Below are 20,803 nucleotides of genomic sequence, written 5' to 3'. Positions count from 1 at the left end.
CTCACCATCCCCCTGGCAACGGCCTGCCTTCCGCGAATCCAGCCGCCGACTGGATGCCGAGAACAGCCCTGTCGTGGAATTCCTCGAGCGAGTTCGCGCCGGCATACGTGCAGGCCGAGCGGACGCCGGAGGTTATCGCATCGAGCAGATCCTCCACGCTCGGACGTACCGGGTCCAAGCGCATTTTCGACGTGGAGATGCCTTCTTCGAACAGCCCCTTCTTAGCCCGGTCGAACGCGTTGTCGCTGCGCGTCCGCGCCGTCACCGCCCGCTTCGACGCCATTCCGAAAGATTCTTTGTAGAGGTTTCCCCGCTCGTCGCGCTGCAGGTCACCGGGCGACTCGTAGGTCCCGGCGAACCAGCTGCCGACCATGACGCTGCTGGCCCCCGCCGCCAGCGCCAGAGCCACGTCGCGCGGATGCCGCACGCCACCGTCGGCCCACACGTGCTTGCCTAGCCTGCGCGCCTCCGCCGAACACTCCGCCACGGCGGAGAACTGCGGCCTGCCCACGCCCGTCATCATCCGCGTGGTGCACATCGCGCCGGGTCCGACACCGACCTTGATGATGTCGGCGCCCGCCTCGACCAGGTCCCGCACGCCCTCCGCGGTGACGACGTTGCCCGCCGCGATCGGCACGCTGGGGTCCGCTTCCCGGACAGCCTTGATCGCCGTGATCATCTTTTCCTGGTGCCCGTGGGCGGTGTCCACGACCAGCACGTCGACCCCGGCCTTGATCAACGCTTCGGCCTTGGCCCGCACGTCGCCGTTGACCCCGACGGCAGCCGCGATCCGCAGCCGCCCGTCGTCATCGGTGGCCGGCCGGTACACCTCGGCCCGCAACGCCGTCAGCTCGGTCAGCACCCCGCTGAGCCGCTGCTCGTCGTCGATGCCGAGCGCGATCTTGTGCGCGCTGTGGTGGAGCTGGTCGAACACGTCCTGAGGCTTCGTGTCGAGCGGCAGCTTCAGCACGTCGGTGTTCATCACGTCGCCAAGGCGCGTGAACCGGTCAACGCCCGTGAGCGCCGCCTCGTCGACAACGCCAAGAGGCCGCCCACCGTCGTCGACGACGACGACCGCGCCGTGAGCCCGCTTGTGCAGCAGGTTCCACGCGTCCGCCACCGCGTCGCCCATGGCGAGCGTCAACGGCGTGTCCCAGACGGGATGCCGCTCCTTGACCCAAGCGATGATCTCCGCGACCGCCTCGGTGGGCACGTCCTGCGGGATGACGACGAGCCCGCCACGCCGCGCGATGGTCTCCGCCATCCGCCGCCCGGCCACGGCCGTCATGTTGGCGACGACGATCGGGATGGTGGCCCCGGTGCCGTCCGAGGTGGAGAGATCGACGCCGAACCTGGACTCCACGGCGCTGCGGCCGGGAACGAGGAACACGTCGTCGTAGGTCAGGTCGTATGAGGGTCGATGCCCTTCGATGAACCGCACGTGCTTCCACGATACCCGCAGCGTCTCGTCACGGCTTCCAAACGTAACCCGTGGTCGTGGTGACCTTCACGAACCCGAGTCGCTCCAGGATCGGCCTGCTGTCCTCGGAGGCGTCGACCTGCAGGTACTTCACACCCCGCTCGATAGCTACGCGCGCCCGGTGCGCCACCAGCGCCCGGTAGATGCCCTTCCCGCGCCACTCGGCGAGGGTGCCGCCACCCCAGAGGCCGCCGAACTCGGTGCCCGGCACGATCTCGAGCCGCGAGGACGACACGACCCTCCCGTCGGCCTCCGCGATCACGGCGACAATGTTCGGGTCCTCCTTCTTCTCCATCAGCCGGTCGACCAGCCAGTCGTGCTTCCTGCCGAACACCTCGGTGGCGGTGGCGGCGAGCGAGAGCACGTCCGCCTCGTTCTCGGCCTCACGCACGACGACGCCGTCGATGTGCACCGGCGTCGTCATCTCCTCGGCGAGACCGACGAGCACGGTCTCCTCGCCTTCCGATTCGAATCCGGCCGCGAGCAGCCGTTCGGGCAGGTCAGCAGGGGTGTCATGGCCCCAGGTCTTCCACTCGACGGCCTGGCCGCGCTCGGCGAAGAAGTCGCGTTGCCTGGCGATCAGCTCGTCGAGTTCGGCGCCGGAGACGCCCAGGTCGGGTGGTCCACCCACGAAACCTGACCGTTTCGGCCAGCACACCCGGAAGACCGGGCCGTCGCGGTGGACGGTGGAGCCGGGGTCCAGAACGGTCCACTCGGCGGTGCGGGCCTGGTCGTCGAACGCGCGCAACAGCGCGGCAGCATCAGTCACTGGCCCGACGTTATTGCCGGAAGCCGCGAGGTCGCACGCGATTTACGGCGCTGAGCACCCGTGTCAGGCCTCGGGATTCAGTTGTGCGGTGGGCAGGAGTGCCCTCACCTCCTCGATCGTCGTCGCCTCTGACGGGTCCTTGTCCGGCCGATACCGCACGACGCGGGCGAACCGGAGCGCGACGCCGCCGGGATAGCGCGGCGAGACCTGCACGCCGTCCAGTTCGATCTCGATCACCAGCTCCGGGCGGACCATGACGACCCAGTCGCTCTGCTCGGTGGCGATCTCCTGCAGCGCCTTGGTCTGCCACTTGAGCAGCTCGTCGGTGAGGCCCTTGAAGGTCTTGCCGACCATCACGGGCGGGCCGCCGTCCGGATCGCGGGCGCCGAGGTGCAGGTTCGAGAGCCAGCCCCGGCGGCGGCCGCTGCCCCACTCGACGCCGAGCACGACCAGGTCGAGCGTGTGCACCGGCTTCACCTTCTGCCAGGCGCGGCCGCGGCGGCCGGCGGCGTAGGGCGAGGCCAGCGACTTCACCATCACGCCCTCGTGGCCACCGGACAGGGCAGCCGTGACGACCGACTCGGCCTCCTCCGGCGACGGGTCCAGCACGCCGGGGATGACGTGCTCGCCCGCGACCTGGCGGAGTGCGGCCAGGCGGTCGCGCAGCGGTTCGTCGAGCAGGTCCTCGCCGTCGAGGTGCAGGCAGTCGAAGAAGTACGGGTGCAGCAGCAGCTCACGCTCGTCCTGCGCGCCGAACCGGCTCATCGTCTCCTGGAACGGGCGGGGTCTGCCCTCGTCGGTCAGCGCCAGGGTCTCGCCGTCGAGCACCACCGACGTGCACGGCAGGCCGCGGACGAGTTCGACCAGCTCGGGCACCGTCTTGGTGATCTCGCGCAACGTGCGGGTGTAGATGTGCACGTCGTCGCCGGAGCGGTGCACCTGGATGCGGGCGCCGTCGAGTTTGTGCTCCACCACGCAGCTGCCGAGCTCGGACAACGCCTCGCCCAGCGACTCCGCCGGCGAGGCCAGCATGGGTCGCAGCGGCCGCCCGACCTCCAGCCGGAACGCCTCCAGTGCCGCCGCGCCGCCGTCCAGCGCGGCCACGGCGGTCTCGGGCAGGCGGCCGGACAGCATGAACGCGCGCCGCACCGTCTCGCCCGGCACGTCCGCCGCCGAGGCGATCGCGTCCAGCATCACGCCTTCCAGCGCGCCCTGGCGCAGCTCGCCGGTGAGCAACCGGCGCAAGAAGTCCTGTTCCGCCGCAGTTGCACGCCCGAACAACGCCGTCAGCAGGTCGACCCGGCGTTGCGCCGAGCCCTTGCCGGACGTCGCGGCCACCTCGGCGAGCGCGGCGTCGACCTCGGCGATCGTGAGCCCGGCCTGGTCGGCCGGCGGCACGGACAGGTCGACGACCGTGCGCCAACCTGCACCGATGCGACCCTGCCGCGGCGTGCCGATGAGGAACGACACCACCGCGATCACGACGTCGGCACTCGCCCCGCGCAGCAACGCGGACAGCGCCTTGACCTTGGCCAGGCGCGACCGGGTCGCCGCCACGGCGGCCGACGTGTCGACCACTTCGGAAAGGAGCACGTGTCTCATGGTGCACCCGAGCACTGACAATTTCTGGAGGCTCGGGCTAGGCTGCCCCGGACATTCGTCCGACCTGGGGGTTTACCGCACCATGCGTACGTTCAAGATCGTTGCCGCCGCCATGCTGTTCGCCGCCGTCGCGGCGGTCGCCAGCCCCGCGATCGGCCAGGCCCGCGAGCACATCCTCGGCGCCGACGGCGACGCCAGCGTGGACCGCGAGCACATCCTGAGTGGCGACGCCGGCACCCTGCGCGAGCACATCCTCTAGAGCCGGCACTAGGCCACGGCGGCGTTCGCGATCTCCCTGACCGCCTCCCGCAGACGGTCAGGGGTGAGCGACGCGTACCCCAGCACCAAACCGGGCCACATCGGCGTGCGCGTGTACTGCGCCAACGCCCAGACGTGCACGCCACGGTCCGCGAGCCTGCTCTTCAGCGCGAGGTCGTCCGTTCCGTCCGGCATGCGCAACACGACGTGCAGCCCAGCCGCAACGCCGATGGACTGCCACGCCGGCAGATGCTCCGCAACGGCCTCCAACAACGCGTCACGCCTCTTCCGATAGAGCGCGCGCGTACGTCGTAGATGACGGTCATAGCCACCCGTTCGCAACATGTGTGCGAACGCGGCCTGAGGGATCGTCGCGGTGCCCATGTCGTTGTACTGCTTGCGTTGCACGATGCCCTCACGCAACCGCTCCGGCACCACGAGCCACCCGAGCCGCAGCGCGGGCGCCAACACCTTGCTCGTCGTCCCCTGATACACCACGTGTTCGGGCGCGAGTGCCTGCAACGCCCCCAACGCCGGCCGGTCGTACCGGTGCTCCGCGTCGTAGTCGTCCTCGATGATCAACGCGTCCCGCTCGCGCGCCCATTCGACGAGCGCGCGCCGCCGTTCCGGATGCAGCACCACGCCCAGCGGAAACTGGTGCGCGGCCGTGACGAGCACCGCCTTGCAGTCCGTTTTGGACAGAAGATCGACCCGGATCCCCTTGTCGTCCACCGGAACCGGCACGGTGTGGAGGCCGTGCGACCGCAGCATGTTCTCACCGCCGAAGTGACTCGGCTCCTCGATCGCGATGCTGCCGTTCAAGATCCGGGCCGTGAGCTGCAACCCGTCCGCCGCACCGTTGGTGATCACCGCGTCCTTCGCGACCACCGCCCGCACCCGAGCCAGGTAGTCGACGATCTCCTTGCGCAGCCCCACGAACCCGGCCGGATCCGGGTACGCCAGGTCGTCGTCGGGCAGGTCGGCGAGCGCCGCCCGATGCGCCGCAACCCATTCAGCACGCGGAAACGCGCCCAACGCGGGCAATCCGGGCCGCAGGTTGTACCGCCACCGCTGCGGCGGCTCCGGCACACCGCACGCGCCGGCCGGCCCGAGGCTCGCGACCGTGGTCCCCGACCCCCTGCGACTGGTGAGGTACCCCTCCGCCACGAGCTGCGTGTACGCCGACGTCACCGTCCCGCGCGCCACCCCGAGCTGCGCCGCGAGATCCCGGCTGGACGGCAACCGCGTCCCCGGCACGAGCCGCCCGTCCCTGATCGCCCCGCGCAGCTCGACCTCCACGCCACGCCGCCGCTGATGCCCAGGCAACAGCAGCTCGCGAAAAGTGGTCCAGTTCGTAGCCATCGAAGTGGAGCTTAAACCTGGACCAGTTCAGCGCAAGGCTCTGCAGCATGAAACTCGGGGTGGCCGCGGGAGCGACAGCGGCAACGATCGTCGGCGCGTCAGTTCCCGTCACCGGCATGCTGGAGGGCTACCCGGTCCTGACCGGCCAGGCCATGCGCTACCTGCTGGGCGCCGCCGTCCTGCTGCTGGTGGCCCGCCGCCTCCCGATGCCGTCGTGGCGCGACATCCCACCGCTGCTGGGCGTGGTCGCCTCGGGCATGCTCGGCTTCAACGCCCTGCTCATCGCCGCCCAGCAATACGCGGAACCGGGCTTCGTGGCCGCCGTCATGGGCGCCTCCCCGATCGCCCTGGCACTGATGGCCCGCAACCGCTCCCTAGCAGCCGTGGTCGGCGCCGTAGTAGTGGCCGCAGGCGTGGTGGTGTTGTCCGGCGGCGGCGCGTGGCACGGCCCAGGCCTCGTGCTGGCGTTGCTCACGATGGTCGGCGAGGTCTGCTTCACCCTCTTCGCCGTAGGAGTGGTCCGCCGCCTGGGCGTGCTCGGCGTAGCCACCTGGACCTGCCTCCTGGCCGCGGCGATCGGCGCGGTGCTCGGCACCTTCGTGGGCGGCTGGCAGGTCCCGGACACCCGGCAATCGATCGCGCTGGTGCTGCTCGCCGTGCTGGTGACCGCCCTGGCGTTCGGCCTCTGGTACTTCGCCGTGAACCGCCTGGGCTCGGACCGGGCGGGCGTGCTCATCGGCCTGATGCCCGTGTCCGGCCTGGCGACATCCGTGCTGTTGGGCGTGCAGCAACTAACGCTCGTGTCCGTCGTTGGCGTCACCACGGTCGCGCTCGGGTGCGCCATCGGCCTCCGGAGGGGAACGCACCACACACACGACCCCGCCGGGGTTCCCCCAAAATCAACTATACCGAGTGGGTCTGACAGTCGGCCGGAAGTCGTTGCGCCGTAACGGTTATCAGGTCTCGCCGACCACGACGGCTCGTAGCCGATCAGGCTGTAGCACTCAAGACAGCCACGAAGCTCACAGGCTGACCTTGCCCAGCCACGACGCGGCCTCATCAGCCGGCAGCACCCGCGTGACGTCCACCATCGGCGTCATCATCGGGTACAACCGACCCGCGTTCCACGACCGCGCATAGGACGGCACACCCAGCACAACGACCCGGCGGCCCTCGAAAACCGGGATGTCGCAGGGACGTCCTTCGTTCCAGATCGTCTCGCCGAACCCGTCGGAAAGCTCGAACTGGCCCCGAATTCCGCCCGCCGGTTCGAGATCCGGGCCGACCGACGCCGCTTCCACCCACGACTGCAGCGGCGGCTCGCCGGGGATCAGCGACGGGACCAGGCGGTAGGCGAGCAACGTGTGCAGCTGGAAGTTGTCGCCGAGGCCGCCGATCGTCACCTCGAAGCCCTGCCCGGACGCGGGATGCAGCACCAGCAACGGTTCCAGATCCAGCACGAGCAGCAGGCCGTGCAACCACGTGTCGGACGGCACCTCGGCGAGCAGGCGGTCGCGGTGTGGCAAATTAGCGCGGATGTCCTCGTGCTGCATGGGGAGCACGAGGGCGCCCTCCCACTCGTCCGCGGCGGGATCCTTGCGCTCGAAGGCTTCCGCGACGCGCAGCGTCAGCGGTTCCAAGGCGGGCAACGTGCCCGTGAGATAGAGGACGTTGCCCAGCAACTGGTTCACCTGCACGTCCGACGACGAGGACAGCACCAGGGCCGCCGCCGACATCTCGTCGAACGAACGGCCCTGGGTCTCTTCCACGAATTTCTCGAACGCGCCCGGCTCGTCGCGAACGACGGATGCGGCGTAGTCGGTGAGCTCCACGCCGCGCAGGTTACGTGAGGTCCGGCCCCTGCGAGCGCAGATCGTCGACCTTCGACATGGCATCGCGCAGGTCGCCGAGCCAGCTGTCCGCGTGCTCGCCGACCAGGCGGACCGCCCACGCCAGGGCGTCCGCGCGGGAACGTGCCACGCCCGCGGCCACCAGGGTGTCGAGCACCTGGCGTTCCGGCTGGCGCAGGCGCGTCATCACCGGCACGGCCAGGTGCGTGAACAGCTCGCGGGTGCTGCCGAGAGCGGCGCCCCACGCGACCTTGCGGCCGTAGCGGTGCTCGGCCTGGCGCGCGATCTCGATGCGTTCGTCGCGCGTCTCCTCCCGCCAGCGGGCGATGCGGCCCGACTCGGCCGCGGAGCGCGAGGCGTCGTCGAACTCGCCTTCCAGGTCGGCGAGCGTGCCGACGACCGTGATCTCCTCGCGGTCGATGATCACCTCGGGCGCGCCGGTGAACCAGCCGTCGGGCAGCCTGCCCGCGAACCACGCCGCCGCGTCGTCGGCCGACGGCAGGTCAGCCTGCTGCCAGCCACCTCTTCCTCGCCATCCACGTCCCATGTCCAACACCCCTGATTACTTGATTACGTTGTAACCGACGTTACGCCTGCAATCAGTCAGAGGGTGTTCGCCGTCAGCGAAGTGACCAGCGCATCTGCGGAAACGACGGGCCTGTCGCACACGTAACCGCGACACACGTAGGCAGCCGGGGCCTCGTCGACCAACGGACGGTCTTCCAGCAACGGCACTGAGCCCGGCTCACCGGACACGACGACGCCGCCTCCTGGCACATGCGCAACCGCCGCCGCCCACAGCGACGCACGGCGCGAGTCATCACCGGCACCCACGACGGCCACCTGCAACGGGCCCGCGACCAGCGCTTCGGCGACGGACAACCAGTGGCCGGCGAACCGCGGCGCCCGAGCGGCCAGCAGACCGGCACGCGTCACCGCGTCCGAAGCAGCACTCGCATAACGCGAAGAGCGCTCGGCACCGGACAGCAACGAAGCCGTCAGCAACGCCGAGGCCAGCGAAGACGCACCCGAAGGAGACGCGTTGTCGGTGGAGTCGGCAGGACGGCGCACCAGCGATTCGGCATCGTCCGCGGTGTCGTAGTAGGCGCCCGGTGAGTCCGGCACGGCGAAACGAGAGAGAGCGGTGTCCAACAGGCCGCACGCCAGGTCCAGCCACCGGATCGAGCCCGTCACCTGGTGCAACGCGAGCAGGCCATCGGCGAGGCAGCCGTAGTCCTCCAGCACGCCGAACGACGGCCCCGCGACGCCGTCCCGCGAGGTCCGCAGCAGCCTGCCCTCGACCAGGTGTACCGAGGCCAGCAACGACGCCGCCTCCGAGGCCGCGACGATCCACGACGGCTCACCGAAGAAGGCGCCCGCCTCGGCCAAAGCCGAGATCGCCATGCCGTTCCACGCGGCGATCACCTTGTCGTCACGACCCGGCTGCGCGCGCTCGGCACGACGGGCCAGCAACGACGCTCGCACGTCCTCTCCCGGCTCGGACACGAACCTCAGCGTCGACTTGCCGTCCTCAAAATTCGGCTCCTCCGTCACCCCGAAAGCAGCAGCGGCCTCCCCGAGTTCCTCGTAAGACCACACGTAAGTCGAGCCCTCAACGCCTTCAGTGTCCGCGTCCAGCGAAGCCGCGAAGCCGCCCTGGGCCGTGCGCAGGTCACGCAGCAGGAAACCAACCGTGTCCCGCACGACCCGCTCATAGCGTTCAGAGCCTGTGACCCGCGTCAGATGCGTGTAGAAGCGGAGCAGCAAAGCGTTGTCGTACAACATCTTCTCGAAGTGCGGCACGACCCACGAGGCGTCGACGCTGTAGCGCGCGAACCCGCCGCCGAGCTGGTCGTACATGCCTCCGTTCGCCATCGCGTCGGCCGTCGAGGTGGCCATCGAGATCGCCTCGACCGAGCCGGTGCGTTCGTGGTGCCGCAGCAGGAACTCGACCACCATCGACGGCGGGAACTTCGGCGCGCCACCGAATCCGCCGTTGCGCCGGTCGAACTCGCCCAGCAGCGACACCACCGCGCCCGCCAGCGCGTCGGAGTCCACAGCGGACGGTGGCAGCGGCGCGGTGTGCCGGGAGATCTCCTCCACCACAACGGAAGCCGACTCCAGGATGTCGTCGGGGCGCGTGGTCCACGCGTCCGACACGGCCTCGACGAGCTGCGTGAACGACGGCATGCCCTGGCGCGGCGACGGCGGGTAGTAGGTGCCGGCGTGGAACGGGCGCGCGTCCGGCGTCAGGAACACGGTCATCGGCCAGCCGCCGGAACCGGTCATGGCCTGCGTGACCTCCATGTACACGGCGTCGACGTCCGGACGTTCCTCGCGATCGACCTTCACCGGGACGAACCGGGCGTTCACGAACGCCGCCACCGACTCGTCCTCAAATGACTCGTGTGCCATCACGTGACACCAGTGACAGGCCGCGTAGCCGACGGACAGCAGCACCGGGACGTTGCGCCGTCGTGCCTCCTCGAACGCCTCCGCGCCCCACGGCCACCAGTCGACCGGGTTGTCAGCGTGCTGCAGCAGGTACGGGCTGGTCGCGTCCGCAAGCCGATTGGTCATGCCAACCACAGTAAATGGGCAGCGCGGACCGCGACTCTCGATCAGACTCGACCTCGTGTTGCTGACCATGACCACGACCCACCAGCCGGCGACCGACCTCGGTCACCTGCTGCACAAACACCCGGACCGGGCCCAGTCGTTCTCGACGAGCTCGGGCACCGCGCACGTCTTCTACCCGAAGGCGTCGCCAGAGGAATGCACGGTCGCCCTTCTGCTGGAGGTCGACCCCATCGCGCTCGTGCGAGGTCCTGGCAGCACGCTCACGCAATACGTCAACGACCGCCCGTACGCGGCCGGGTCGTTGCTCACCGTCGCGCTCGGCAGCGTGTTCCGCACGGCCATGAACGGCCGCAGCGACAGCTTCCCCGAGCTCGCGCAGACACCGATTCCGCTGGTCATCCGCATTCCCGCGCTGCCGCACAAGCTCGCGGAGCGGCTGTTCACGCCACTCGGCTGGACCGTCGAGGTCACCGAGCACGGCGAGTCGCGCTACGGCGACGTCACTCTGACCGGAACACTCAAGGTCAGCGACGCCCTGAAGCACCTCTACGTGCTACTGCCCGTGCTCGACGGCGGCAAGCACTATTGGGTCGCCGCCGACGAGGTCGACAAACTGCTCAAGGCCGGTGACGGCTGGCTGTCGGCGCACCCGGACAAGGAGCTGATCACCACCAGGTACCTGGCGCGCAAGCGGCCGCTGGTGCTGTCCGCGCTGGAACGGCTCGCCGAGGTCGACGAGGTCGAGCCGGAGGAGCTGGACAACGCACTGGCCGAGCCGAAGATCTCCCTTGCCGCACAGCGCAAGGAGGCCGTGATCAAGGCCTTGAAGGAGGCGCGGGCCAAGCGCGTGCTCGATCTCGGCTGCGGTGGCGGTGCGTTGCTGCGCGAGCTCGTCAAGGAGCCGGAGTTCACCGAGATCCACGGTGTCGACGTGTCCGCGAAGGCGTTGCAGGAGGCCGCGCGCAAGCTCCACCTGGACCGCATGTCCGACCGGCTGCGCGAGCGGATCACGTTGCGGCAGTCGGCGTTGACCTACGCCGACACCGAACTCGCCGGCTACGACGCGGCGGTGCTGATGGAGGTCGTCGAGCACGTCGACCCGTCGCGCCTGCCCGCGTTGGAGCACTCGGTGTTCGTCGTCGCACGCCCTGCCGTCGTTCTGGTGACCACGCCGAACGTCGAGTACAACCCGCTGTTCGAAACGTTGCCGGAGGGCCAGATGCGGCACTCCGACCACCGTTTCGAATGGACTCGTGCCGAGTTCGCGGAGTGGGCGGACGGCGTTGCGTCGCGACGTGGCTACCGCGTGAGTTATGTGCCGATCGGGCCGGAGGACGCCGACCGCGGCGCGCCGACCCAGATGGCCGTGTTCAGCTTGGGGGAAGAGAACTGATGGACCTGAAGATTCCCGACCTGTGCCTGGTGGTGCTGATCGGCGCCTCGGGCTCGGGCAAGTCCACGTTCGCGCGCAAGCACTTCCTCCCCACGCAGGTGCTGTCGAGCGACTACTTCCGCGGGCTCGTGGCCGACGACGAGAACGACCAGTCGGCGTCCGCGGCCGCGTTCGACGTGCTGCATTACGTCGCGGCCAAGCGGCTGGAGGCCGGCCGCGTCACGGTGATCGACGCGACGAACGTGCAGGCGCCCGACCGCGCGAAGCTGATCGAGGTCGCGAAGAAGGCGAACGTGCTGCCGGTCGCGATCGTGCTGGACACGCCGACCGACGTGTGCCTGCGGCGCAACGCTTCCCGGCCGGACCGCGACTTCGGTGCGCATGTCGTGAAACGGCACCGGGCCGCGTTGCAGCGGTCGCTGAAGTTCCTCGGCAAGGAGGGGTTCAAGCGCGTGCACGTGCTGCGCTCCGAGTCCGATGTGGACAGCTCGGTGGTCGTGTACGAGCGGCTGCTCAACGACCTCAAGCACGAGACCGGGCCGTTCGACGTGATCGGTGACGTGCACGGCTGCCGCGCGGAGCTGGAGGAGCTGCTGGTCGAGCTCGGGTACTCGCTGGTGCGCGACGCCGAAGGACGTGCGGTCGACGCCGTTCCTCCTGCTGGGCGCAAGGCCGTTTTCGTGGGCGACCTCGTGGACCGCGGACCGGACACCCCTGGCGTGCTGCGCCTCGTCATGGGCATGGTCGCGAGCGGCCACGGGTTCTGCGTGTGCGGAAACCACGAGCAGAAGCTGGTGCGGGCGTTGCGCGGCAAGAACGTCCAGGTGCGGCACGGCCTCGCCGAGTCGCTCGCGCAGTTCGCCACCGAGGACCAGGACTTCCGCCGCCAGGCCGAGAAGTTCTGCGATCAGCTGGTGGCGCACTACGTGCTGGACGGCGGAAACCTCGTCGTCGCGCACGCCGGTCTGCCGGAGCGCTACCACGGCCGGGCTTCCGCACGTGTGCGCAGCTTCGCGCTGTACGGCGACACGACCGGAGAGACCGACGAGTACGGACTTCCCGTGCGCTACCCGTGGGCGAACGAGTACCGCGGCACGGCGATGGTGTTGTACGGCCACACTCCAACGCCCGAGGCAGAGTGGATCAACAACACCATGTGCCTCGACACCGGTGTGGTGTTCGGCGGAAAGCTGACCGCGCTGCGCTACCCGGAGCGCGAGGTCGTGTCCGTCAAGGCACACCAGGTCTGGTACGAGCCGGTACGACCGTTGGTCGCGCCTGTCGTCGAACGCGCACCAGACGTGCTGGCGTTGAGCGACGTCACGGGCCTGCGCCGGATCGAGACATCGCTGATGGGCGCCGTCACGATCCGCGCGGAGCAGTCCGCGTCGGCTTTGGAGGTCATGAGCCGGTTCGCGATCGATCCGCACGACCTGCTGTACCTGCCGCCGACGATGGCGCCGACCGCGACCTCGCAGCGGGACGACGTGCTGGAGCACCCGTTGGAGGCCTTCGCGGAGTACGCGGCTGCTGGCGTTTCTTCGGTGATCTGCGAAGAGAAGCACATGGGCTCGCGTGCGGTGTTGTTGGTGCGCAAGGAAGGTGGCGCGATCTACACCCGCACCGGGCGCGCCTTCTTCGACGGCGCACTGGGTTCCGAACTGCTGGACCGCGTGCGTTCGGCGTGCGCAGGCTTGTTCGACGAGTTCTCGACGGACTGGCTGCTGATCGACGCTGAGCTGATGCCGTGGAACGCCAAGGCTTCCGGGCTGATCCGCGAGCAGTATGCGGCGGTCGGAGCGGCTGCTGGTGGCGCACTGCCGGTGGCGGTCGGAGCATTGGAGTCGGCAGCTGCTCGCGGTGTGGACGTGGCAGAACTGCTGGCGCGCACGTCCGAGCGCGCGTCGAACGCCGCGGCCTACAGCGCTGCGTATGAGCGGTACTGCTGGCCGGTCACCGGGTTGGAGGGCGTGCGGATCGCGCCGTTCCAGCTGCTGGCGGCCGAGGGGCAGACGTTCCACGACCGTTCGCACCTGTGGCACCTGGAGACGCTGAGCCGGCTGGAGGGACCGCTGTTCCAGCAGACCCGACACCTCGTGGTCGACACCGCGGATCCCGCAGCCGGCGTGAAGTGGTGGGAGGAGCTGACCGCGGACGGCGGCGAGGGCATGGTCGTGAAGCCGCTGTCGAACTCGGCCGCGCGCGTGCAGCCGGGCGTGAAGGTGCGCGGGCGTGAGTACCTGCGGATCATCTACGGCCCGGACTACACCTCCGCCGCGAACCTCGCCCGCCTGCGGAAGCGCTCGCTCGGCCGCAAGCGCGGTCTCGCCCTGCGCGAGTACGCCCTGGGCATCGAGGCCCTGGAACGCGTCGCGCGCGGGGAACCGTTGTGGCGGGTGCACGAGTGCGTCTTCGGCGTGCTCGCGCTGGAGTCGGAACCGGTGGACCCACGACTGTGATCCTCGAAGCCGTGATCGGTTCGCACGCCTACGGGCTGGCGACCGATGAGTCCGATGTAGACAGACGCGGGGTGTTCGTCGCGCCCACGGAGTCGTTCTGGCGCCTGGAGAAGCCCCCGACCTCGGTCGAGGGCCCGTCGCCCGAGCAGCTCAGCTGGGAGGTCGAACACTTCTGCAGGCTGGCTCTGAAGTCGAACCCGACGGTGCTCGAAACGCTGGTGAGCCCGCTGGTCGAGATCAGCACGCCGATGGGAGAGGAACTGCAGGCGCTGCTGCCCGCGTTCCTCTCCCGGTACGCCGTGCGCGCCTACACGCGCGCGACGGAAATGCAGCTGTCGCGCGCGGGCCGAAACCTGAAACCCAAGCAGCTCATGCACGTCGTGCGGCTGCGGCTGGTGGGCCTGCACCTGATGCGGACGGGCTCGCTGTCCATCGCGGCGGACCGCTCGCTGCTGGCGATCCGCGACGGCTCGATGCCCTGGGACGACGCGGTGTCGTGGGCACACGCGCTCGGCGACGAACTCGCTTCGGCGAACGGCCCGCTGCCAGAGGAACCCGACCGGGCGCGGGTCGAGAACTGGTTGATGTCGGTGCGCAGGAGGATGTTGTGAGCTACGAGGTTCCGGACCTGAGCGCGGTCGTGGCGGAGCAGTCGCACGACCTGCTCTTCGCGACCGTGTCAGGCGCGCACCTGTACGGATTCCCGTCCCGCGACTCGGACGTGGACCTGCGCGGCGTGCACGTCCTGCCGCTGGCCGAGATCGTCGGGCTGCGGCACGGCCCGGAGACCAAGGAACGGATGTGGGTGCGCGACGGCGTCGAGATCGACCTCGTCACCCACGACGTGCAGAAGTTCTGCCGCCTGCTCACCCGCCCCAACGGCTACGTGCTGGAACAGCTGCTCTCGCCCCTGGTCGTGCACACCACCGACGGCCACCGAGCGCTGGCCGACCTGGCCGCGCACTGCCTGACCTCCCGGCACGGCCACCACTACCGGGGTTTCGCGGCCACGCAATGGCGGCTGTTCGAGCGGACCGGCGAGATCAAGCCGCTGCTCTACACGTTCCGCGCACTGCTCACCGGCGTACACCTGCTGCGCACCGGCGAGGTCGTCGCGCACCTGCCGACGTTGCTGGACAAGCTCGACGGGCCGGACTACCTGACCGCGCTGATCGAGGCCAAGATCCTCGGCGAGCACCGCGCGCTGGCAGGCGTGCCGGAGCGGCCTGCCCCCGAACGGCTGGAGGCGGACCTCGCGCACTGGCACGAGCAGCTGCGAGAGGCGCGTGAGACCACCGACCTGCCCGAGCACCCGTCGGCGTTCGAGGCGGTGCACGAGTTCGTGGTCGAGACCCGGTTGCGCTAGTCGCTCAACCCGTCCTGCCGATTGCCTGGCCCGAGGTCGAAGGTGACCATGGGCACGGGTCGGGAGAACTCAGCGGGGGTCGGCTGTGCGTTCTTCCGATTTCGACGCGTTCCTCTCGTACAGCCACGCGCTCGACAACCAGCTCGCGCCCGGACTCCAGAGCGGCATCGAGCGGTTCGCCAAACCCTGGTACAGGGTTCGGGCACTCCGAGTGTTCCGCGATGTCACGACGCTTTCGGCTGCCCCGGAGTTGTGGCACGCGATCGAGAAAGCACTCAGCCGGTCCCGGTGGTTCATCCTGCTCGCCTCTCCAGAGTCGGCGGCGTCGAAGTGGGTGGACCGCGAAGTCGCGTGGTGGCTGGCGAACCGGTCCTCCGACCGGCTGCTCATCGTGCTGACCAACGGAGACCTGCGCTGGAACGACGCCGAGGGACGGCCGGAGGCCGACGTGCTGCCTCCCTCACTGCGTGACGCCCTGCGCGGCGAACCTCTCTGGGTCGACGTCCGCTGGCTGCGGGACAGCACTCAGGTCGATGAGTCCCACCCGCGGTTCCGCGACTGCGTGGCGGACATCGCGGCCGCGGTGCGCGGCGTCGACAAGGACCTTCTCGTCGGCGAACACCTGCGCCAGCACCGCAGGACGATGAGGCTGGCTCGCGCGGCCATGTCCGTGCTGCTCGTGCTGACGGTGACAACCCTGGTCGCGGCACTGATCGCGCTCACCCAACGCGACAACGCACGTACCCAGGCCAGGGTCGCGACGGCCAGGCAGGTCGCCGCCACCGCACTGGCCAACGTCGGCAGCAGGATCGACGTCGCCCAGCTGCTCGCGGTCGAGGCGTTCCGCATGGACGACAACCCGCAGACGAGGGCCGCGCTGTTCCAGGCGACGACGTCCAGCCCGCACCTCGTGCGCTACTTCCACGCGGATCAGAAGATCACGGCCATCACCACGTCCGGAGACGGCCGGACAGTGGCCGCAGGAACGGCCGGCGGCAAGGTCCTGATGTGGCACCTGCCGGACGGAAAGCCCCGCGAGTTCTCGCCAGGAAGCCGGGCGGTCAGCAGCGTTGCGCTCAACGCGGACGGGTCGATGCTGGCAGCGGCCTCCGGTGAGCAGGGACTGGTGTGGGACGTCGCCGCGGACACTCCGCCACTGGTGACCGGGCCCGCCACGCTCGTCGCCCTGTCGCCGGAGGGCAGGTGGGCCGGCACCGTCCGGGACTCGACGCTCGTGCTGTTCGACCGCACCTCCGGCCAGGAGGTGGCGCGCACCAGCGACGTCTCCGCCACGGACCTCGCGTTCACCGACGAGTCGGCGATCATCGCGACCACCGGCTCCGGCGAGTGGCAACGGCTGTCCGCACCGTCCGGACGCCTGATCTCCCGCAGCATCCGCCCGCACGCGCCGATGACGGGCTTCGCTGCGGGAAGCTCGACGAACGGGGAGTTCTACGGCCTGGCGACCCTCGACGTCCTGGAGGTCTGGCGCACCTCCGCTGCCGACGACGTCGACGCCGAGCCGTTCGCCACGGCCTCGCTGCCGGTGCGCAGTCCGAACGCCGTGGCGGTGAGCCGGAACGGCAGGCGGGTGGCGGCAGCCGACAGCGGCACCCTGCACGTCAAGGCGACCCGCGTCGCGCAGAACGACGACTACGCGAGCCTGCGGCTTCCGGTGGCCATGACCGGCAACGACGACATCAGCGCCGTGCGGTTCCTCGACGACGACCACCTGGTCTCCGCGACCGGCGACCGACTGGCGCTGTGGGATCTGTCCCAGCCCGCGCGCTGGGCGGCGCCGTTCGGTCCAGAGCTGGCTCCGCGCTGCTCGGCGTGCGGACCACCGGCCGTCTCGATCTCCCCTGACGGGACCAGGCTGGTGGTCAGGAGCGAGGACCAGGTGATCACGGCGACCGTGCGGGACGTGAGCAACCCGGTCGTGCTGCTACGAGAGAGCACCGGGGCTCGGGCGCTTCAGCCGATGTGGAGTCCGGACGGCACCCGGCTCTACCTCGCCGGCGCGAGCGGCACCGGCATCGAGGTGTGGGACTCGGATCGGCACGTGCTGCTGGACCGGTGGCCGACGGCCGGCGTGGACCACTTCCTGGCGGTCGGCATCACACCGGACGGCGGGCGGATCGTGGCGGTGGACGCCGAGGGCACCATCGAGGTGATCACCACCGCCGACGGCCGCACCGAACGCACGGTGCCCGGCCGTGGCTCGGTGATCTCGGCGGCGGTGAGCCTGGACGGGGCCACCGTGACGATCAGGGAGTACGACGGGCCCGGCCGTGAGATCGACGCGCTCACCGGATCGGAACGGACGCCGCCTGGCACCGCGGCCCAGGACGATCCTCCGGCGGCCACGACAGCCGATGGTCGCCTCACCCTCCACTTGAACGAGGCGGGCACCGCGGAGCTGCGCGACCGCAACAGCGGCCCGGTCGGGACGTTCACCGTTCCGGCTCCGTGGCGTGACATCGTCGCCGATCTGCGCCGTTCGACCGGGGCCGCGTTCACCCCGGACGGAAGCGTGCTGATCACCGCGACCTCGGCCGGCCGGCCCATCAGATGGCCGCTGGACGTCCAGGAGTGGCGCAGGTCGGCGTGCATCGCCGCGGGCCGCGACCTCAGTTCCGACGAATGGCGGCGCCTGATCGGAACGAACCCGCCGACGGACCTCGGCTGCGAGCGGTAGCTAGTCCTTCTTCTTGGGCTCGGCCGAAACCGCCGCCTCGGTCTCCGCCGGCTTCTCAGCGGCTTCAGCCGGCTCGTCGAACGACGCCGGCACGCGCTTGAGGTGCTTGTTCATCGACTTGACCAGGAAGAACACCGCGATGAAGAAGACGATCAGCAGGACGAGGCCGACCGGGGAGGACTTGCCGAAGTCCTCACCCTGGCCGCCCTTGTCGTTGTTCGTGTTCGACGGCTGCACGGCGACGAAGGCCACCGTGCTGCTGAGGTCGAAGTCTTGCGAAGGGGTCACCCCTAGACCTTAACTCCGGCGAACAGGTCGTTCTCCGGCAGCGTCGAGTCGACCTGGGAGCGCACGAGTTCGTACTCCTCGGTCGGCCAGACGTCGCGCTGCAGGTCCATCGGGATCGCGAACCAGCGGCTGGTCGGGTCGATCTGGGTCGCGTGGGCCTTGAGGGCCTCGTCGCGGACGTCGAAGTAGTCCGCGCACTCGACCTGCGTGGTCACGCGGTCCATCACGTCCGGGCGATCGGCGTCCCAGTTCGCGAGCCATTCGGTGTAGGGGGACTCCATGCCGCGGGCTTCCATGGCCTCGTGGAACGCCAGGAGCTTGGCGCGCGAGAAACCGTGCCCGTAGTAGACCTTCTGGGTCTCCCACGGCGAGCCCAGCGAGGGCTCGAACGACGGGTCGGCGGCAGCGTCGAGCGCTGCCATCGAGATCTCGTGCGTGCGGATGTGGTCCGGGTGCGGGTACCCCCCGTTTTCGTCATACGTCACCACGACGTGCGGGCGGAAGTCCCTGATCGCTTCGACCAGCGACGGCACCGACTCCTCCAGCGGCACGAGGGCGAAGCAGCCCTCGGGCAGCGGCGGCTTCGGGTCGCCCTCCGGCAGACCTGAGTCCTTGAAGCCCAGCCAGCGGTGCTGGATGCCGAGGATCTTGGCCGCGCGGGCCATTTCCTCCCGGCGGACCTCGATGATGTTCTCGAGCACGTCCGGCCTGTCCATCGCCGGGTTGAGGATGCTGCCCGCACCACCGTCGGTACAGGTCACGACCATCACGTCGTGCCCTTCCGCGATGTAGCGAGCCATCGAGGCCGCGCCCTTGCTCGACTCGTCGTCGGGATGTGCGTGCACTGCCATAAGGCGCAGCTTTTCGGCCATGACCCCCGTGGTCCTCCTGTGTCAACGGTCCTGCGACACTCATCAACTGAACGTCGGGCACCATTGTTCCCCAGAGTCCGAGGAGGGCGCGGAGAAGTGGCACAGCGCGCGCTTCCTGAGGGGCGCTACAGCAAACAGAGTCGCAAGCCGCTGTCCAGATGGACACGCTGGGCGTTACTCGCTGTAGCCGTGGCAGTAGGTGCCCTGGTCGCCTTCGTCGGTTACCGAAATCTCGGCACAAAGCCGATCGAGGCCAAGCAGACCGCGTTCCACTTCCTCGGCGACGACCGCGTAGAGGTCAGTTTCGAGGTTTCCCGAGATCAACCAGAGCGTGCGGCTGTCTGCATCATTCGGGCCCGGTCCAAGGACGGGGACGAAGCGGGCAGACGAGAAGTTCTGGTTCCGCCGGGAAATGCCCTCGTCGTCGAGACAACAGTTCTCCGCACCTCGAAGCCGCCGGTCACCGGCGAGGTCTTCGGGTGCTCCTACCAGGTTCCCGCCTACTTGTCCACGAGCTAGCGGCCAAGCGGGTGATCTGCGGTTTAAACGGCGAGACGGGGAACAAATCGCCGTCGCTGAACGTTGTCTCCGTGTTACTATTGCCGCTCAAGCACGGCCCCGGCGCGGGCCGTGTTTTTCCGTTCCGGGCCCACGGCCCGGGAACTATCTGGGGCACACGTGTGCACCAGAGCAAGACGAGGAGTTGGTGACCGTGAGCGACACCCAGGTGACCTGGCTGACCCAGGAGGCCTACGACCGGCTCAAGGCTGAGCTGGACGAACTTATCGCGTACCGCCCGGTCATGGCTGCCGAGATCAACGCTCGCCGCGAAGAGGGAGACCTCCGCGAGAACGGTGGCTACCACGCGGCTCGCGAGGAGCAGGGCAAGCAGGAGGCGCGCATCCGCCAGCTGCACGAGCTGCTCCAGGCCGCCAAGGTCGGCGAGGCTCCCACCACGAAGGGTGTCGCTGCGCCGGGCACGGTGCTCACGATCCGCTACGAAGGCGACGACGAGGCCGAGACCTTCCTGCTGGCGACCCGTGAAGAGGGCGCGCACGGCGAGATGGAGGTCTACTCCCCGCTGTCGCCGCTCGGCAAGGCGCTCAACGGCGCGAAGGACGGCGAGACCGTGTCCTACGAGCTGCCGAACGGCAAGCAGCAGAAGGTCACGCTGATCTCCGCGGTTCCCTACCAGGCGTAGTGTCCCTGGCTTCAAAACATGCTTTGAACAGGCACAGGGGCGGTCACTTCGGTGGCCGCCCCTTCGCTTTCTTCACGCGTTCCAGGAGCGGCCGCACGCGTGGGGGCACGGGCGTGGAGAGTGCGATGGACGTCGACAGCCTTCGCACGTGCGGCACGTCCACGATGTGATCGACCACGCGCTGCAGGTCCGCGTTCGACCTGGCGACCATTCTCACGAAGAGATCGCCCTGACCGGTCGTCGCGTGCACCTCGCACACCTCGCTGATCGCGGCCAGCCCCTCGCACACCTCAGCTCGCCGGCCCTGCGCGATCTCGACCGTCGCGAACGCCGTCAGCCCGTAGCCCATCGCGCCGAGGTCGAGCGCCGGCGGGAACCCGGTGAGCACGCCTTTGTCCGTGAGCCTGTCGAGCCGGGCCTGCACGGTTCCGCGCGCGACACCCAGCCGGCGGGAGCATTCGAGGACCCCGAGGCGCGGTTCGTCGGTGAGCAGCAACAGCAGTCGCGCGTCCAGTTCGTCCACGGGCTGGTCAGAGTGCTCACTCTGCTGATCGTTGGCCACAGATCACTATACAAACTGCGCAGCGAAATCACTGACTGTTGCTCACCCTGCTAGGTCGACCCA

At 69.2% G+C, this 20,803-nt stretch carries 19 protein-coding genes; 9 read left to right on the top strand and 10 right to left on the bottom strand.

All coding sequences use genetic code 11. From position 1 onward, the window contains the following. Window position 1 precedes the first annotated feature (1 nt). From ACWGE0_RS25305 to ACWGE0_RS25295, 3 genes are all read right to left on the bottom strand, one after another. Window positions 2-1,441, bottom strand: coding sequence for a GuaB1 family IMP dehydrogenase-related protein (locus ACWGE0_RS25305; protein ID WP_452263371.1), 1,440 nt, complete (start codon window positions 1,439-1,441; stop codon window positions 2-4). A 28-nt stretch (window positions 1,442-1,469) separates the two neighbouring features. Further along, entirely contained in the window at window positions 1,470-2,249 is a 780-nt protein-coding gene (locus ACWGE0_RS25300) for a GNAT family N-acetyltransferase (RefSeq protein WP_452263370.1), read from the bottom strand. A gap of 63 nt (window positions 2,250-2,312) precedes the next feature. Then, the gene (locus ACWGE0_RS25295; RefSeq protein WP_452263369.1) at window positions 2,313-3,842 is read right to left on the bottom strand and encodes an ATP-dependent DNA ligase; all 1,530 of its coding nucleotides are present in this window, start codon (window positions 3,840-3,842) and stop codon (window positions 2,313-2,315) included. A gap of 91 nt (window positions 3,843-3,933) precedes the next feature. On the opposite strand from ACWGE0_RS25295, the gene ACWGE0_RS25290 reads away from it, so the two are divergent. After that, window positions 3,934-4,110: a hypothetical protein gene (locus ACWGE0_RS25290; RefSeq protein WP_452263368.1), complete on the top strand. Its 177-nt coding sequence runs from the start codon at window positions 3,934-3,936 to the stop codon at window positions 4,108-4,110. A gap of 8 nt (window positions 4,111-4,118) precedes the next feature. Here ACWGE0_RS25290 and pdxR read toward each other — a convergent pair whose 3' ends face one another. Then, window positions 4,119-5,471, bottom strand: a complete 1,353-nt coding sequence (gene pdxR / locus ACWGE0_RS25285; protein WP_452263367.1) for a MocR-like pyridoxine biosynthesis transcription factor PdxR — start codon at window positions 5,469-5,471, stop codon at window positions 4,119-4,121. Window positions 5,472-5,518: 47 nt separating this feature from the next. Here pdxR and ACWGE0_RS25280 point away from each other — a divergent pair, with 47 nt between their 5' ends. Then, a complete protein-coding gene (locus tag ACWGE0_RS25280; RefSeq protein WP_452263366.1) occupies window positions 5,519-6,421 on the top strand; it encodes a DMT family transporter in 903 nt (300 codons plus the stop codon). A 72-nt stretch (window positions 6,422-6,493) separates the two neighbouring features. On the opposite strand, the gene ACWGE0_RS25275 is transcribed toward ACWGE0_RS25280, so the two are convergent. The 3 genes from ACWGE0_RS25275 to ACWGE0_RS25265 are packed head-to-tail and all read right to left on the bottom strand — an operon-like array spanning window position 6,494 to window position 9,901. Further along, window positions 6,494-7,303 carry a hypothetical protein gene (locus ACWGE0_RS25275; protein WP_452263365.1) on the bottom strand — a complete coding sequence of 270 codons (810 nt, stop codon included), beginning with the start codon at window positions 7,301-7,303 and terminating at the stop codon, window positions 6,494-6,496. Between the two features lie 10 nt (window positions 7,304-7,313). Beyond that, window positions 7,314-7,868 (bottom strand): hypothetical protein, encoded by a 555-nt coding sequence (locus ACWGE0_RS25270; protein WP_319971610.1) that lies wholly within the window; start codon window positions 7,866-7,868, stop codon window positions 7,314-7,316. A gap of 56 nt (window positions 7,869-7,924) precedes the next feature. Further along, window positions 7,925-9,901 (bottom strand): thioredoxin domain-containing protein, encoded by a 1,977-nt coding sequence (locus ACWGE0_RS25265; protein ID WP_452263364.1) that lies wholly within the window; start codon window positions 9,899-9,901, stop codon window positions 7,925-7,927. Between the two features lie 55 nt (window positions 9,902-9,956). Here ACWGE0_RS25265 and ACWGE0_RS25260 point away from each other — a divergent pair, with 55 nt between their 5' ends. The 5 genes from ACWGE0_RS25260 (at window position 9,957) to ACWGE0_RS25240 (ending at window position 17,817) form a co-directional block, all read left to right on the top strand. Continuing rightward, window positions 9,957-11,294 carry a 3' terminal RNA ribose 2'-O-methyltransferase Hen1 gene (locus tag ACWGE0_RS25260; protein ID WP_452263363.1) on the top strand — a complete coding sequence of 446 codons (1,338 nt, stop codon included), beginning with the start codon at window positions 9,957-9,959 and terminating at the stop codon, window positions 11,292-11,294. Further along, window positions 11,294-13,753 carry a polynucleotide kinase-phosphatase gene (locus ACWGE0_RS25255; RefSeq protein WP_452263362.1) on the top strand — a complete coding sequence of 820 codons (2,460 nt, stop codon included), beginning with the start codon at window positions 11,294-11,296 and terminating at the stop codon, window positions 13,751-13,753. Before ACWGE0_RS25260 ends, ACWGE0_RS25255 begins: the two co-directional genes overlap by 1 nt. Further along, on the top strand, window positions 13,750-14,364 hold the full coding sequence (locus ACWGE0_RS25250) for a nucleotidyltransferase domain-containing protein (RefSeq protein ID WP_452263361.1): 615 nt from the start codon (window positions 13,750-13,752) through the stop codon (window positions 14,362-14,364). The genes ACWGE0_RS25255 and ACWGE0_RS25250 overlap by 4 nt, the downstream gene beginning before the upstream one ends. Then, entirely contained in the window at window positions 14,361-15,119 is a 759-nt protein-coding gene (locus ACWGE0_RS25245; RefSeq protein ID WP_452263360.1) for a nucleotidyltransferase domain-containing protein, read from the top strand. Before ACWGE0_RS25250 ends, ACWGE0_RS25245 begins: the two co-directional genes overlap by 4 nt. Window positions 15,120-15,204: 85 nt before the next feature. Further along, window positions 15,205-17,817, top strand: coding sequence for a hypothetical protein (locus ACWGE0_RS25240; protein ID WP_452263359.1), 2,613 nt, complete (start codon window positions 15,205-15,207; stop codon window positions 17,815-17,817). Here the strand turns inward: ACWGE0_RS25240 and ACWGE0_RS25235 are convergent, their stop codons facing one another. Both ACWGE0_RS25235 and mca read right to left on the bottom strand, forming a co-directional pair. After that, window positions 17,818-18,069: a hypothetical protein gene (locus ACWGE0_RS25235; protein WP_452263417.1), complete on the bottom strand. Its 252-nt coding sequence runs from the start codon at window positions 18,067-18,069 to the stop codon at window positions 17,818-17,820. Window positions 18,070-18,107: 38 nt separating this feature from the next. Next, a complete protein-coding gene (gene mca / locus ACWGE0_RS25230) occupies window positions 18,108-18,977 on the bottom strand; it encodes a mycothiol conjugate amidase Mca (RefSeq protein ID WP_452263358.1) in 870 nt (289 codons plus the stop codon). Here mca and ACWGE0_RS25225 point away from each other — a divergent pair. Both ACWGE0_RS25225 and greA read left to right on the top strand, forming a co-directional pair. Then, a complete protein-coding gene (locus ACWGE0_RS25225; protein ID WP_452263357.1) occupies window positions 18,939-19,496 on the top strand; it encodes a DUF4307 domain-containing protein in 558 nt (185 codons plus the stop codon). The two genes, mca and ACWGE0_RS25225, sit on opposite strands and share 39 nt — an antisense overlap. Window positions 19,497-19,683: 187 nt before the next feature. Continuing rightward, window positions 19,684-20,178: a transcription elongation factor GreA gene (gene greA, locus ACWGE0_RS25220; RefSeq protein ID WP_177320718.1), complete on the top strand. Its 495-nt coding sequence runs from the start codon at window positions 19,684-19,686 to the stop codon at window positions 20,176-20,178. Window positions 20,179-20,221: 43 nt separating this feature from the next. Here greA and ACWGE0_RS25215 read toward each other — a convergent pair whose 3' ends face one another. Further along, complete coding sequence (locus ACWGE0_RS25215) at window positions 20,222-20,701, bottom strand: Lrp/AsnC family transcriptional regulator (protein WP_452263356.1); 480 nt, start codon at window positions 20,699-20,701, stop codon at window positions 20,222-20,224. Between the last annotated feature and the right edge of the window lie 102 nt (window positions 20,702-20,803).

The sequence above is a fragment of the Lentzea sp. NPDC054927 genome (assembly GCF_053610285.1).
This window is presented reverse-complemented; position numbering and strand designations above follow the sequence as displayed.

Excerpts from the sequence above, each read along its gene's own strand:
- ACWGE0_RS25225 (WP_452263357.1), top strand. The coding sequence starts at position 18,939 with ATGTGCGTGCACTGCCATAAGGCGCAGCTTTTCGGCCATGACCCCCGT.
- ACWGE0_RS25290 (WP_452263368.1), top strand. The coding sequence starts at position 3,934 with ATGCGTACGTTCAAGATCGTTGCCGCCGCCATGCTGTTCGCCGCCGTC.
- ACWGE0_RS25265 (WP_452263364.1), bottom strand. The coding sequence starts at position 9,901 with ATGACCAATCGGCTTGCGGACGCGACCAGCCCGTACCTGCTGCAGCAC.
- pdxR (WP_452263367.1), bottom strand. The coding sequence starts at position 5,471 with ATGGCTACGAACTGGACCACTTTTCGCGAGCTGCTGTTGCCTGGGCAT.
- ACWGE0_RS25270 (WP_319971610.1), bottom strand. The coding sequence starts at position 7,868 with ATGGGACGTGGATGGCGAGGAAGAGGTGGCTGGCAGCAGGCTGACCTG.
- ACWGE0_RS25280 (WP_452263366.1), top strand. The coding sequence starts at position 5,519 with ATGAAACTCGGGGTGGCCGCGGGAGCGACAGCGGCAACGATCGTCGGC.
- ACWGE0_RS25255 (WP_452263362.1), top strand. The coding sequence starts at position 11,294 with ATGGACCTGAAGATTCCCGACCTGTGCCTGGTGGTGCTGATCGGCGCC.
- mca (WP_452263358.1), bottom strand. The coding sequence starts at position 18,977 with ATGGCCGAAAAGCTGCGCCTTATGGCAGTGCACGCACATCCCGACGAC.